The sequence below is a fragment of the Rhodococcus rhodochrous genome (assembly GCF_014854695.1).
In the GTDB taxonomy this organism is placed as follows: domain Bacteria; phylum Actinomycetota; class Actinomycetes; order Mycobacteriales; family Mycobacteriaceae; genus Rhodococcus.
The window spans coordinates 4,312,485-4,326,058 of sequence record NZ_CP027557.1; the positions used below are offsets into that span (position 1 = coordinate 4,312,485).

Here is a 13,574-nt window from a genome sequence, read left to right on the forward strand (position 1 = left end):
ATAGCACGGGGAGCAGCACTGTGATCCCGAGTAGCACCGTGACCCCGGGTGTGGAACTGCACGACCTCACGATCGGTTACACCCGGCGTCGGGCACTGCGACGCGGAACGGTCACCGAGGTGGCGTCCGGTCTCTCGGCAGTGGCCCGACGCGGCGAACTCACCGCCCTCGTCGGGCCGAACGGTGCAGGAAAGTCGACGTTGCTCCGGACGTTGTGCGGCCTGCAACCGGCGCTGCGCGGTCGGGTGCTCATCGACGGTGAGGACGTGGCGACGGTGAAGCCCGCCGACCTCGCCACCCGCATCTCGGTGGTGCTCACCGAGCGCATCGACCCCGGCCTGCTCACGGTGCGCGAACTGGTCGCGCTCGGCCGCACACCGCACCTGCCCGCCAGCGCACGGCTGTCGCCCGAAGATCTGGCCGCGGTGGACGAGGCGCTCGAGGCGGTCGGCGCGACCCGCCTCGCATCCCGGCAGTTCTCCGAACTGTCCGACGGTCAACGGCAACGTTCTCTCACCGCCCGTGCCCTGGCTCAGGATCCGTCGCTGCTCGTCCTGGACGAACCCACCTCCTTCCTCGACGTTCCGTCGCGGGTCGAACTGGTGGACGTCCTCGGGCGTCTCGCTCGGGAACAGAACTTGGCTGTGGTGATGTCCACGCACGAACTCGAACTCGCCTTGCGCGTAGCCGACAGGATGTGGCTGCTGGGCACCGACCGGACCTTGACGTGCGATACGCCGGCGGCGCTGGCCGAGTCCGGACGGATCGGGGCGGCATTCGATCGGGGGCGGATGCGGTTCGATTCGCGCACGATGGTGTTCGATCTGAAACCGGAGGACAGCAGTGTCTGACCCAGCAGTATCCGGCGCGCGCGGGGTGCTCGAGCGAATCACCGCGTGGAGCCCGTACTTCCGTGTCGGTACCGGACCGGTGGACGCGGGCTGGCGCCCGACCTCCGAACTACGAGATGCCGCGACTCGCGATGCGCTGGTCCGTGCGATGTCGGAACGCATGAACACCGCAGAGCCGCGGGTCGCGGCGTCCACCTTGTTCTTCGGTTTCGTCGCGCGACTGTGGTCGGTCGCGGTCGGTACCGTCATCACCTCCGGTCGCTGCGTTCGGCTCGATCCCGACGAGTTGCTGTGGCGCGACGATTCCGGTCTGCAGTTGCACATCGTCACCCCCGAATTCGGAAGCGACCCTGCAACGGAAGTGCTCGACACCCAGATCGAACCGCTGATCGACGCGTGGCGTGATCTCGTGGCGCCGGGCGCTCTGTGGGGCAACACCGCCTCCGCACTGATCGGTGCCCGACGAGTCATCGGCGACGAAGCCCGGCCGCTCGTCGACGCACTGCTGCAGGATCCGCGACTCGTTCACACCATCGACCGATCCACCGGTCGCCGGCGCAGTTGCTGCTTGTACTACCGGACACCGTCCGGCGGTGTGTGCAGCGACTGCGTCTTCCCCGCGCCACCCCGACACATACCGAAGGAGATTCCGTGACCGTCGTGTTCGACCCCGAGATCATCACCACCGAGGACGGTGGGCGTGAACAGCGCTGGCCGTTGCCCACCGACGAGGACAGCCTGCTGCGGCTGGTGACGTTGCTGTTCGAAAACTACTGGGACGACATGTGGTTCGGCCTGCTCATCGAGGGCTCGGCACTGGAGGTCGCGGCCCCGAACGCGCCGAGGAAGATCGGGATGTACGACGGGTACGTCACCGTCGATTTCGGCCGGTGGCATTTCCATCTGTGCATCGGCGAACACACCGCGAGCGGCCCCGAAATGGGCCGGATCCGCCGCTGTGGCCGAGCAGAGCTGTATCGCAGGATCGGCAAGGACGACACCGTCACCTCCTGGGGTCTGCGCATGTTCAACGGGCGGGACGAGCAGATGCTCACGATCATGCTGCCCACCCCGTTCCTCACCAACGCCCAGCAGCTGACCGATGAACCGGTCTGGGAACACCTCGAGGCGTGGGACCGCATCCGCGCGGAGTTTCTGGGGCTGGAACCCGATCCGCGGGACCGCACCGGCAAGGGCTTCCGTCACTCGTGACCATGTCGCACGGCAATCCTGCTACGTGTAGGACGAGGCGCGAATCCGGTGGTAACGGATGACGGGTGTCCCCCCTTCGTAGGAGACCGCGGCACGCACTCCGTATACCTGTCGGATCATCTGTTCCGTCAGCGCCTCGGCCGGAGCGCCGTGAGCAACGACCCGCCCCTTCTCGAGCACCACCACTCGATCACAGAACATCGCCGCGAGATTGAGATCGTGCAGCGCGACGTAGGTCGTCACCGGCAACGCTACGACCCGTTCGAGGATGTCGAGCTGGTGTTGGATGTCGAGGTGGTTGGTCGGTTCGTCGAGCAACAGTTCTTCGGGTTCCTGCGCCAGAGCTCGGGCGATCTGTGCGCGCTGACGTTCACCACCCGACATCGCTCGCCACAACCGGTCGGCGTGTTCGGTCATCCCGGTCACCTCGAGCGCATGTGCGATGGCGGCGTCTCCCCCGTCGTCGCGCCCGAGGACATCGGCGTGCGGAATTCTTCCCAGCCGCACGACATCCCGTACCCGGATGTCGACCTCGGTGTGTGCGTGCTGCGCGACCATTGCGACCCGGCGCGCCAGGACGCGACGTCCGAGGCTGTGGATATCGGTGCCATCGAGCGTCACCGCACCCGAGTCCGGACGATCGACTCCGGCCAGCAGGCGGAGCAACGACGACTTGCCCGAGCCGTTCGGTCCGAGAAGCCCGATCGTCTCTCCGGGTACAGGATCGATCGTCACGTCGTCGACGACGAGATGTCCGCCGCGGCTCCACCGCAGCGACTTTGCGGACAGTGTCACGGAGTACTCCTCGTACGGAAGAGGATCAGTGCGAAGGCCGGCACGCCGATCAGTGCGGTCACCACACCGACGGGAACCTCTTGCGGTGCGAAGACGGTGCGGGCGACCGCATCGACCCACACCATGAAGACCGCCCCGACGACGGCGGTGACCGGGACCAGACGGCTGTGGCGTGGACCGACCAGGAAACGGGCCGCATGGGGCAGCACCAGCCCGACGAACCCGATCGCCCCTGCTGCACTGACCAGGACGGCGGTGATCAACGCCGTCACCATGAGGAACAGCAGACGGGTACGTCCGACCGCGATCCCGAGGGTCGCGGCGGTCGACGACCCGAATGTGAAGGCGTCCAGCGACGACGCCTTCACCAGGCACACCACGATTCCGGCGGCGCAGACCGCTCCGCAGAGCACGACGTCGGTCCAGGTTGCTCCGCTCAGGGAACCGAGTAGCCAGAACAACACTCCCCGAGTGCGTTCCGCGTCGGCGGAGGAGATGACGATGAACGATGTCAGCGCCGAGAACAGTTGTGTTCCTGCCACTCCGGCCAGCACCACACGGGAGGTCCCGCCCCCTGCCCCGGTCGCCAGCAGCAGCACGAGTGCGAAGGAGACGAGTGCCCCGAGAAAGGCTCCGCCCGACAACGACACGGCACCTCCGCCGATGCCCAGCACTGCGATCATCACCGCGCCGGTCGAGGCGCCCGAGGAGATGCCGAGCACGAAGGGATCCGCCAACGGATTACGTAACAACGACTGCATGATCACGCCACACACCGCGAGTCCGGCACCGCACACCGCGGCGAGCAAGGTGCGCGGGAGACGCAGTTCCCACACGATCCCTTCCCGAATCGCGGTGACGGAACTGTCGGCCAGGCCGAGACGGTCGAAGATCACCGCGTACACGTCGACGACGGACAACTCCGCCGGGCCGATCGTGACGGTCACGGCGATCGACAGTGCGAGAACGATCAGCCCCGCGACCACCACGACACCGGCCACCGGAGCCCGGCGCCCCTTCGAGGGTCGCCGGGCAGTGGACGTCACCATCAGCTGTCGAGATTCCACTCGCGCAGGGCGTCGGCGACCTTCTCGATGCCGTCGACCGTGCGGATGGACGGATTCAGGTCGGCGCCGTTGACCACGATGTACCGCCGGTTCTGCACCGCGCTCAGGCGCTGGGTGACCGGATTCGATTCCAGGAACTCGATTTTGCTGTCCAGAGCGTCCCCGGTGACGCTCCGGCGACTCAGGTCGGCCAGCACGAGTGCGGTCGGGTTGCGGTCGAGAATCGATTCCCAGCTCACCTGGGGCCACTCGTTGGTGGTGTCGTCGAAGACGTTCTTCGCTCCGACCGAATCGGTGATGATTCCCGACGACCCGCAGCAACCCGCCACATAGGGTGTCTCGATGTCGGCGAACCAGTAGGCGAGCGACACGCCGGCCGCGTTCACCTGCCCCGACACGCTTCCGTATCGCTGTTCGAGTTCGGCGACGAACTCCTCACCGCGCTCACGTACGTCGAAGATCGCGGCGAGGTCGCGGATCTCCTTGTACACCGCGCCCATGGTCAGCGGTTCGGTGCGGTTGCCGTCGGCGTTGACGCTGTTGTCGTCCTTGCCGTCGCAATCGGTGGGCGAGAGGTAGGCAGGCACCCCGAGTTGTTCGAACTGTGAAGGTTCGGCAACCCCACCGGCGCCGAGTGTGCCGCCGAAGGACGCCGAGACGAAATCCGGTTCCGTGTCGAGCACGATCTCGAAGGACGGCTTGTTGTCGGCCAGACGCGGAACCTTCGCGTTCTCGTCGGCGAGGTTCTCCCGAACGGGATCGGTCCAGGTCGCGGTGCCGACCATGCGGTCGGCGAGACCGAGCGACAGCAGGATCTCGGTGGACCCCTGATTCAGGGACACCGCCCGCTGTGGTGGCGCGTCGACGGTGAGCGTCCTGCCGCAGTTCTCGATGGTGAGCGGGTACGCCGACGCGGCTGTGTCCGGCTCGGGCGGAGTCGATTGTTCGTCGTTCGACGAGCATCCCGACACGGTCAGCGCCGCCGCCATCAATGCGACGCCGACGCGCACCACCGAATACCGCCTCGTACGGGCGGTGAATATCGAATTGTTCATGTCCATCCTCGTGGGTCCTGCTTCGGCGACGCAGGTGTCCTGGCTCCCGGATCGACGCTCGCCCCCGGCCTTCCAACCCGTATGGGCCGTGACCATGCTGTTGGGGGATCACTCCTCGGTGACAGTTGCGGGACAGCCACGGATTCGCACCGTTGTTCCCTACGTCGCTACGAACAGTACAAGACCCGACGTCGGTCCCGGAACCGCGCAACCGGGCGTCCGCCACCCATCGACACCGGATGAGGCACCATATCCGAATGGCATCCGGCCGAAGAACCCTCGTCGTCGCATGCGCGCCGAAGACTACCGTTTCGTGACGGTGTCGGAACTGCTCGACATGCAGTCCTCGTGAACTCCGGAGCGCGAAATGGTCATCGGTACGCGTTGTTACGCGCTCCGATGACCATTTCGCGCTCTGATCCTCAGGTGAACGGGACCCCGCCGGTGACGGCGATGGTCTCCCCGGTGATGTAGCTCGACTCCTGGGAGGCGAGGAAGACGTAGGCCGGGGCGAGTTCGGCGGGTTGGCCGGGGCGACCGAGCGGGGTGTCCTTGCCGAACTGCTCGTACGCGTCCTTCGGCATGGTCGCGGGAATGAGGGGTGTCCAGATCGGGCCGGGTGCAACCGCATTGACGCGGATGCCCTTGCCCGCCACGTCGGAGGCGAGGCCCTTGGTGAAGTCGACGATGCCGGCCTTCGTGGTTGCGTAGTCGAGCAGACCCGGCGACGGGCTCACCGCCTGGATCGAGGTGGTGTTGACGATCGTCGAACCCGGCGCCATCGCGGCGACCGCGTACTTCGACAGCCAGAACAGGGCGTAGAGGTTCGTCTTCATCACGCGGTCGAACTGCTCGGTGGAGATGTCGCCGATGCCGCCGGGTTCGAGATGCTGATAGGCGGCGTTGTTGACGAGGATGTCGATGCCGCCGAGTTCGGACACCGTCGTGTCGATCAATCGCCGGCAGAACTCCTCCACTCGGATGTCGCCGGGCATGCGCACCGCGCGGCGTCCCGCCTGCTCGACGAGTTCGGCGGTCCGCTTGCCGTCCTCGTCCTCCTCGTCGAGATAGGCCAGGACGACGTCGGCACCCTCCCGCGCGAAGGCGACCGCGACCGCCCGTCCGATACCGGAATCACCGCCGGTGATCAGGGCGCGACGACCTTCGAGTCGTCCGCTCCCCCGGTACGTCGCCTCCCCGTGGTCCGGGGCGGAGAGCAGATCGGCGGTCGCGCCGGGGTAGGCGATCTCCGGTTGCTCCTCGAGCGGTGGAACCGGGTGCTGCTCCCCCGGGTGCTGCATGCGGTACTGGTCCTGGTCCGGCATTCTCGCCCTCCCTCGATCGGGTTCGTAAGGGGCGGTACCCGGTGCACCGCGGCGCCACACCGGCACCCGCCCCGACGGGGGTGCCGGAGCATCATTGCAGGTGGACGACATGAGCGAGGTCACATCGGCCTCCGGCGCATAATGGCCACCCATGTGTCGGAACGGAGAGGTCGAGGCATGAGCGCGGACGGTACGAGCGCAGACCTGTCGGCCTATCGGAACGACTTCGCCCGGATCGAGAAGAAGGTCGCCGGGGAGTTCGACGCCGGTCGCCGCGGACGGGTCCTGGCGATCTGCGTCGTCGTCCTGACGGTGTGCATGTTGCTTCCACAGACGTCGTCGGCATGGTCGTGGACGGTCTTCGGCAGTTGGTTCGGCGACACCGCGCCCGTAGCGGTGCCGCTGCGGATCTTCGCGGTCCTGGCCCTGGTGTTCGGGGTGGTGATCTCGACGCTGGCGTTGTGGCTGCGACGGTGGAAGCTGGCGTCGCTCGCGATGCTCGGCTCGGGGCTGTCGTCGTTCTTCGGGCTGTTGGCGTACTGGTCGCAGGCGGGGATGATCACGAACGCACCGCATCATCCGACCGTGGCGTTGATCGCCGAATGGCTGGTGATGATCGTGATGACGTCGCAGTGGTTGCCGATCGTGCTGAGCCGGTCGCCCACGGACGTCCCGCCCCGGCCGCATCCGCTGCGGACCGGTCGACGGTAGGTCAGCGCTCGACGAGCGAGCCCATCTTCTTCGCCAGGAACTCGATGCTGCGACGCGGCACGAGCCGGGCGAGCAGGTCGAGCATCATCGCGTCCTTGCCGATGCACACCCGGAAGGTGCCCTTCTCGATCGCGTCGGCGATCCTGTGTGCGGCCTCGGCGGACGAGGTGATCCTGACGGAGGCATCGGTGTTGCGTCCCGGGATCGCGGCACCGGAGTTCTCGGCGATGCCGGTGCGGACGGCGCCGGGGAACACCAGCGTCACCGCGACCTTCGTCGTGCGCAGTTCGGCGTACAGGCCCTCGGTGAGCAGCTTGACCGCCGCCTTGCTCGCGCCGTAGACCGACTGGCCCGGCACCGGCACGAAGGCACCCATGCTCGACACGTTGAGCAGGCTCGCCTCGGGACGGCTCAGCAGCTCGGGGAGGAACGCCTTGCACATATGGACGACGCCCCAGTAGTTGACGTCGAGCACCTTGTTCATCTCGTCGTACGGCAGGTCTGCGAACGGGACGAACTTCTGGATGATGCCGGCGACGTTGGCGACCCCGTCGACCCGCCCGTGTGCTGCGGTCACCTCGCCCACCAGGGCTTCGACGGCGGCGCGATCGGAAACGTCGACCGTGTGGGTGGTCAGACGGTCGTCGTACGCGACCGCCAGGGCACGGGTGCCGTCGAGAGCCTCGGCGCGGAGGTCGACCGCCGCGACCCGCGCCCCACGCACGAGGAGTTCGAGGACGACGTCGCGTCCGATTCCGTTGCCTCCACCGGTGACGACGAAAACCCTGTCACGGATCTGCATGCTGCCTCCTCGTGTCGTTGGGTCCAGTCAATCCGGTCCGGCGACCCGACGCCACCCGAAGTGTGCGCGTGCACGTCTGCGGGTATCCGCCCGGACACGAGTCGGCCCAGCGTACGGAGGTAGAAGTGACGACGTCGAAGAAGAAGGACGACGAGGTGCGCAAGGACCCGCCGGGTCCGGTCGATCACGGTCGCAACGGCGGTATGGCGACCCGGGAGAACGCCCCCGAGGTGGTCGAGCGTTCGGACGACGACGAGAAGTGACCCGATCCGGACGATGTGAACGGCCACGAGGCCACCGATCGGGCCGATAGGTTGAGTACATGCAGTTCGCCGGACCGGCCGAACAGTACAACCGCTTCATGGGCCGCTACGCAGCGACGCTCGCGCCCGCCCTGGCGGACGCGGGTGGGGTGAGGGGCGGGCATCGGGTCTGCGACGTGGGATGCGGACCGGGTGGGCTCACCCGTGAACTGGTCGCCCGGGTCGGTGCAGCGAACGTCGCAGCGATCGATCCCGCTACCCAGTTCGCGGCGGCGTGCCGGCAGATCGCACCGGAGATCGACGTCCGCGTCGGGGTGGCCGAGAACCTGCCGTGGCCGGACGGAACGTTCGACGTCACCCTGGCATCGTTGGTTCTCGGATTCATGAACGATCCCGAACTGGGTGTGCGGGAGATGGTGCGGGTGACCCGTCCGGGCGGCACCGTCGCCGCGTGCATGTGGGACACCACCGCCGGCGGGATGACGATGCTCCGCGTCTTCTGGACCGCAGTGGGAACGGTCGAGCCCGGCACTCCGGGTGAGAGGACACTGCCCGGTACCAGCGAAGGCGACATCGCCGAGCGGTTTCGGCGGGCGGGTCTGCACGAGGTGGTCGGCGGCGCCCTGTCCGCGCGCGCCGATTACGCCGATTTCTCCGACTTCTGGGAACCCTTCACGTTCGGTGTGGGACCGGCCGGTCGGCACCTGGTCTCGATGGCCGAAAGGCACCGCGTCGCAGTGCGTGATGCCTGCCGGGCTGCTCTTCCGTCCGGACCGTTCTCGCTCGACGCCCGCGCCTGGTATGCGCGGGGAACGGTTCCGGACGAACGGAACTCACCCTCGCCGCAGTAAATAGGTGTCCATCACCCAGCCGCGGGCCTGCTTGGCCCGGACACGGGCCTCACGGATCGCGGGAAGCACCTCGGCCAGCTTGCCCGCGACGAGTTCTTCGTCGTCGGTTCCCAGATTCGCGCCCCACCACATGCTCCATGTCCCGTCGAGGTCGGCGCAGGCAAGGCCGCTGTCGAGCATCACCACGATGTTCGACGCACCCGCTGCGACGTCCCGAAGCAACCGACGACCGGTCGTCACGGTGATCGGCCCACCGATGGTGTTGAGCACGAGACGATGTCGGGCCGCGAGCAGTTGCACGCTGCTGATACCGGGAACGACGTCGTAGTCGAACCACACCCTCCCGCGTTCGAGGATGCGTTCGACGACGCGGATCGTGCTGTCGTACAGGCTCGGATCCCCCCAGACCAGGAAGCCGACCGTCTCGTCCTCCCGAACCTGTTCGAGCAGAACGGTCTCGTATGCCTCGGCGCGGGCGGCGTGCCAGTCGCGCACCTCGTCTCCGTAGCGCTCCGGGTTCCGGTCGCGGGGCGGGTCGGGCACCACGACCATCCGATAGGAGCCGGAAGTGTGACGGCGCAGGATCTCTTCGCGGACCGCCACGAGATCGTCCACGCCCCGCTTCTTGTCGGGCACGAGGAAGACGTCGACGCTCTCGAGGGCGCGCACCGCCGCCACCGTGAGATCGTCCGGTCCCCCGGGGCCGATCCCGATGAGCCGAACCCTCACCCCCGGTCCTCGAGATCGCCCTCGACGTCGAGATAGGCCTGCTGCAGTCTGTTCATCGTCTCGGGATCCGGTTCGGACCACAGCCCGCGATCGGCCGCCTCGGTGAGCCGTTCGACGATCCCGCGCAGCGCCCACGGATTCGCTTCGCGGAGGAACTGCTGGTTCTCCGGGTCGAGCGCATAGTTCTGTGCGAGCGACTCGTACATCCAGTCCTCGACCACACCGGCGGTGGCGTCGTAGCCGAACAGGTAGTCGACGGTCGCGGCGAGTTCGAATGCGCCCTTGTAGCCGTGCCGGCGCATCGCACCGATCCACCGCGGGTTGACGACCCGAGCGCGGAAGACCCGTGCGGTCTCCTCCGCCAGTGAGCGGGTGCGCACCGCATCGGGGGTGGTGGAATCGCCGATGTATGCCTTCGGGTCGGTGCCCGTCAGCGCCCGCACCGTTGCGACCATGCCGCCGTGGTACTGGAAGTAGTCGTCGGAGTCGGCGATGTCGTGTTCGCGGGTGTCGGTGTTCTTCGCCGCCACCGCGATCCGTCGATAGTTCGCACGCATGTCGTCGGCGGCCGGAACACCGTGCAGCCCACGCCCGTAGGCGAATCCGCCCCAGGCCGTGTAGACCTCGGCAAGATCGGCGTCGGTACGCCAGTTGCCTGAGTCGATGAGTTGCAGGATGCCGGCACCGTACGAGCCGGGCTTCGATCCGAAGATGCGCCGTACCGCACGGTCGGCGTCGCCGTGTTCGGCTTCGTCCCGCCGAGCGTGGGCTCGCACGTAGTTCTGCTCGTCGGGTTCGTCGAGGGCGGCGACCATGCGGATCGCGTCGTCGAGCATCCCGATGACGTGTGGGAACGCGTCCCGGAAGAAGCCGGAGATCCGGACCGTGACGTCGATGCGGGGCCGGCCGAGTTCCTCGAGCGGGATCACGGTCAGTTCGCGCACCCGACGCGACTCGGCGTCCCATTCCGGCCGCACACCGATGAGTGCGAGCACTTCGGCGATGTCGTCGCCGGCGGTGCGCATCGCCGAGGTCCCCCACACCGACAGGCCGACCGACTGCGGGTACTCCCCCGTGTCGGCGAGATACCGCCCGATCAGATTGTCCGCCAACGCGACACCGGTGTCGTAGGCGAGCCGGCTCGGGACGGCTTTCGGGTCGACGGTGTAGAAGTTGCGCCCGGTCGGCAGCACGTTGACCAGGCCGCGCAAGGGCGAGCCGGACGGACCGGCCGGGACGTATCCACCATCGAGTGCGTGCAGCACCGCGTCGAGTTCGGCTCTCGTGCCCGCGAGGCGGGGAACCACTTCGTCGGCAGCGAAGGTGAGCACCCTCGCGACCTCGGAATCAGGATGGCCGAGCACGGTTTCGACGATGCGTGCAGATGACCCGGCGTTCCAGCCGTCGTCCTCCATGGCCTGCACGAGCGACCGCGCGACGCTCTCGACGGCGTCGACCTCCTTCGACGGAGCATCGGACTTCAGCCCGAGTGCGGTGCGCAGACCCGGGACGGCGTTGCTCCTGCCGCCCCACACCTGCGCGGCCCGCAGTATCGACAACACGAGATTCACTCGCGCCTCGCCGGTCGGCGCGTCGCCGAGGACGTGCAGGCCGTCGCGGATCTGCGCGTCCTTGACCTCGCACAACCATCCGTCGACGTGCAACAGGAAGTCGTCGAATTCGGCGTCGTGCGGGCGGTCGTCGAGTCCGAGATCGTGGTCCAGCTTCGCCGCCTGGATGAGCGTCCAGATCTGCGCCCGGATCGCGGGCAGTTTCGCCGGATCCATCGCGGCGATGTTCGAGTACTCGTCGAGCAGCTGTTCGAGACGAGCGATGTCGCCGTAGGATTCGGCGCGCGCCATGGGCGGGATGAGGTGGTCGACGATCGTCGCGTGCGCTCGGCGTTTGGCCTGCGCCCCTTCGCCCGGATCGTTGACGAGGAACGGGTAGATCAGCGGCAGGTTACCGATCGCGGCGTCGGTCGCGCAGGCGGCGGACAGACCCGCGTTCTTGCCCGGCAGCCACTCCATCGACCCGTGTTTGCCGAGATGCACCACGGCGTCGGCACCGAAGCCGTGCTCGACCCACTTGTAGGCGGCGAGGTAGTGGTGCGAGGGTGCCATGTCGGGATCGTGGTAGATCGCCACCGGATTCTCGCCGAATCCGCGGGGCGGCTGGATCATAAGCACCACGTTGCCGGCTTGCAGGGTCGCCAGCACGATGGCGTCACCGTCGACGAACAACCGTCCCGGTGCCGGTCCCCACGCTTCGATCATGGCGTCGGTGAGCTCGGCCGGTAGACCGTCGGTCCACCGAAGGTAGTCGGAGGTGCTCACCCGCACCGGATTTCCGGCGAGTTGCTCGGCGGTGAGCCATTCCTCGTCCTGCCCGCCGGCATCGATCAGGGCGTGGATGAGGGCGTTTCCGGCCTCGGTGTCGTCCTCGACGTCCATGCCGGGGAAGCCGTCTCCCAGGTCGTATCCGGCATCGCGCAGCGCGCGCAGCATCCGGATCGCCGACACCGGCGTGTCGAGGCCGACGGCATTGCCGACACGGGAATGCTTGGTCGGATAGGCGGACAACATGACTGCGATCCGGCGCTGTGCCGGAGGTACATGCCGTAATCGTGCGTGCGACACCGCGATACCGGCGACACGTCGACACCGTTCCGGGTCGGTGACGTAGCGGGGCAGGCCGTCGGCGTCGAGTTCCTTGAACGAGAACGGCACCGTGATGATGCGCCCGTCGAATTCGGGGACGGCGATCTGCGTGGCCGAATCGAGCGGTGACACACCGTCGTCCGATTCCGCCCAGTCGCCGCGACTCCACGTCAGGCACAGGGCCTGCAGGATCGGGATGTCGAGCGCGGCGAGCGCTCCGACGTCCCACGCCTCGTCCTCACCTCCCGCGCTCACGGTGGCGGGTCGGGTGCCACCGGCCGCCAGCACCGTCACGACCAGCGCGTCGAGGGTGCCGAGTTCGGCGAGCAGGTCGTCGAGCGCACCGCGCAGCGACGCGCAGTGGATCACGACGCCACGAGCCGTGCCGGTCGCGTCGATCGCGTCGGCGAGGTCGTGTGCGAACTGGACGTTTCCGCTGGTGTGGTGGGCTCGGTAGAACAACACGCCGACGCGCGGCAACCGCGCGCCGCCGGACGATTCGGGACGGTCGAGCACACCCCATTCGGGCAGCTCGGCGGGCGGTTCGAAACCGTCACCACCGAGCAACACGGTGTCGTTCAGAAAGGCGTGGAGCTGCCCGAGATTGGCCGGGCCGCCGTGTGCGAGATAGCGATGCGCTTCGGCAGCGATGCCGATCGGCACCGTCGAATGCTCCATGAGCTCGGCGTCCGGGGTCTGTTCGCCGCCGAGGACGATCACCGGGACACCCGCGGCGAGCACGGTGTCGAGCCCCGATCGCCAGCTGCGGGCGGAACCCAGGATCCGCACCACGACCAGGTCGGATCCGTCGAGCAGAGCGGGCAGTTCGGTGGACACGTCGAGGCGCGACGGGTTGCCGAGCACCCAGTCGGCACCGCTCGACCGCGCCGACAGCAGGTCGGTGTCGGACGTCGACAACAAAGTCAGGCGCGTCACGACGCAACCCGAAAACACAGGCGTACAGCCATGTTCAGTCTCCAAAACCCTCGTGGACCTCACGTGCCGTGGCCGGTCTCCTGGCTGACGGGTCGTCGCTGCTCCGCCGACCTTCCCGGATTCCTCCAGTGGCCTCCGAACCGGCGGACCGGTACGGACGAGGGCGAGCAACTATCCGCTCACAGTGGCGAGGGCCGCGCCGGTTTCCCACCGGCTTCCCGAGCACCACGGCAAACCGAGAGTAGCGCACCTGTCCGGAAAGGTGTGCAACCATGTGCGTCCGTGGATGCTCTGCCACCCTCTCGCCCTCCCGATCG

The 13,574-nt window shown here is 67.5% G+C and carries 13 protein-coding genes and 2 riboswitches; of the genes, 6 read left to right on the forward strand and 7 right to left on the reverse strand.

Features of this window, described 5'->3' with window-relative positions; all coding sequences use genetic code 11:
- Positions 1-20 precede the first annotated feature (20 nt).
- Genes C6Y44_RS19915 through C6Y44_RS19925 form a run of 3 tightly spaced genes read left to right on the forward strand, consistent with a single transcriptional unit; the run spans position 21 to position 2,063 of the window.
- A complete protein-coding gene (locus C6Y44_RS19915; protein WP_225623612.1) occupies positions 21-851 on the forward strand; it encodes an ABC transporter ATP-binding protein in 831 nt (276 codons plus the stop codon).
- Complete coding sequence (locus C6Y44_RS19920; RefSeq protein WP_159417651.1) at positions 844-1,506, forward strand: (2Fe-2S)-binding protein; 663 nt, start codon at positions 844-846, stop codon at positions 1,504-1,506. Before C6Y44_RS19915 ends, C6Y44_RS19920 begins: the two co-directional genes overlap by 8 nt.
- On the forward strand, positions 1,503-2,063 hold the full coding sequence (locus tag C6Y44_RS19925) for a DUF7676 family protein (RefSeq protein ID WP_159417650.1): 561 nt from the start codon (positions 1,503-1,505) through the stop codon (positions 2,061-2,063). Before C6Y44_RS19920 ends, C6Y44_RS19925 begins: the two co-directional genes overlap by 4 nt.
- 21 nt (positions 2,064-2,084) lie before the next feature.
- On the opposite strand, the gene C6Y44_RS19930 is transcribed toward C6Y44_RS19925, so the two are convergent.
- The 4 genes from C6Y44_RS19930 to C6Y44_RS19945 form a co-directional block, all read right to left on the reverse strand.
- A complete protein-coding gene (locus tag C6Y44_RS19930; protein WP_159417649.1) occupies positions 2,085-2,858 on the reverse strand; it encodes an ABC transporter ATP-binding protein in 774 nt (257 codons plus the stop codon).
- Positions 2,855-3,907, reverse strand: coding sequence for a FecCD family ABC transporter permease (locus C6Y44_RS19935; protein WP_145692369.1), 1,053 nt, complete (start codon positions 3,905-3,907; stop codon positions 2,855-2,857). Before C6Y44_RS19935 ends, C6Y44_RS19930 begins: the two co-directional genes overlap by 4 nt.
- A complete protein-coding gene (locus tag C6Y44_RS19940; protein WP_174247113.1) occupies positions 3,907-4,914 on the reverse strand; it encodes an ABC transporter substrate-binding protein in 1,008 nt (335 codons plus the stop codon). Before C6Y44_RS19940 ends, C6Y44_RS19935 begins: the two co-directional genes overlap by 1 nt.
- A 78-nt stretch (positions 4,915-4,992) precedes the next feature.
- Positions 4,993-5,189: riboswitch (cobalamin riboswitch) on the reverse strand.
- Positions 5,190-5,402: 213 nt separating this feature from the next.
- A complete protein-coding gene (locus C6Y44_RS19945) occupies positions 5,403-6,305 on the reverse strand; it encodes an SDR family oxidoreductase (RefSeq protein WP_159417648.1) in 903 nt (300 codons plus the stop codon).
- 177 nt (positions 6,306-6,482) lie between these two features.
- On the opposite strand from C6Y44_RS19945, the gene C6Y44_RS19950 reads away from it, so the two are divergent.
- Complete coding sequence (locus tag C6Y44_RS19950; protein WP_016691528.1) at positions 6,483-7,016, forward strand: Rv2732c family membrane protein; 534 nt, start codon at positions 6,483-6,485, stop codon at positions 7,014-7,016.
- A gap of 1 nt (position 7,017) precedes the next feature.
- Here C6Y44_RS19950 and C6Y44_RS19955 read toward each other — a convergent pair whose 3' ends face one another.
- The gene (locus C6Y44_RS19955; protein ID WP_016691527.1) at positions 7,018-7,818 is read right to left on the reverse strand and encodes an SDR family NAD(P)-dependent oxidoreductase; all 801 of its coding nucleotides are present in this window, start codon (positions 7,816-7,818) and stop codon (positions 7,018-7,020) included.
- A 125-nt stretch (positions 7,819-7,943) separates the two neighbouring features.
- On the opposite strand from C6Y44_RS19955, the gene C6Y44_RS19960 reads away from it, so the two are divergent.
- Both C6Y44_RS19960 and C6Y44_RS19965 read left to right on the forward strand, forming a co-directional pair.
- Positions 7,944-8,081 carry a hypothetical protein gene (locus C6Y44_RS19960; RefSeq protein ID WP_016691526.1) on the forward strand — a complete coding sequence of 46 codons (138 nt, stop codon included), beginning with the start codon at positions 7,944-7,946 and terminating at the stop codon, positions 8,079-8,081.
- A gap of 59 nt (positions 8,082-8,140) precedes the next feature.
- Positions 8,141-8,932 carry a class I SAM-dependent methyltransferase gene (locus C6Y44_RS19965; RefSeq protein ID WP_159417647.1) on the forward strand — a complete coding sequence of 264 codons (792 nt, stop codon included), beginning with the start codon at positions 8,141-8,143 and terminating at the stop codon, positions 8,930-8,932.
- Here C6Y44_RS19965 and cobF read toward each other — a convergent pair.
- Both cobF and cobN read right to left on the reverse strand, forming a co-directional pair.
- Complete coding sequence (cobF, locus tag C6Y44_RS19970) at positions 8,915-9,661, reverse strand: precorrin-6A synthase (deacetylating) (RefSeq protein ID WP_016691524.1); 747 nt, start codon at positions 9,659-9,661, stop codon at positions 8,915-8,917. The genes C6Y44_RS19965 and cobF overlap by 18 nt on opposite strands.
- Positions 9,658-13,257 carry a cobaltochelatase subunit CobN gene (cobN, locus tag C6Y44_RS19975; protein WP_159417646.1) on the reverse strand — a complete coding sequence of 1,200 codons (3,600 nt, stop codon included), beginning with the start codon at positions 13,255-13,257 and terminating at the stop codon, positions 9,658-9,660. Before cobN ends, cobF begins: the two co-directional genes overlap by 4 nt.
- 53 nt (positions 13,258-13,310) lie before the next feature.
- A riboswitch (cobalamin riboswitch) is annotated at positions 13,311-13,502 on the reverse strand.
- Positions 13,503-13,574: the final 72 nt, after the last annotated feature.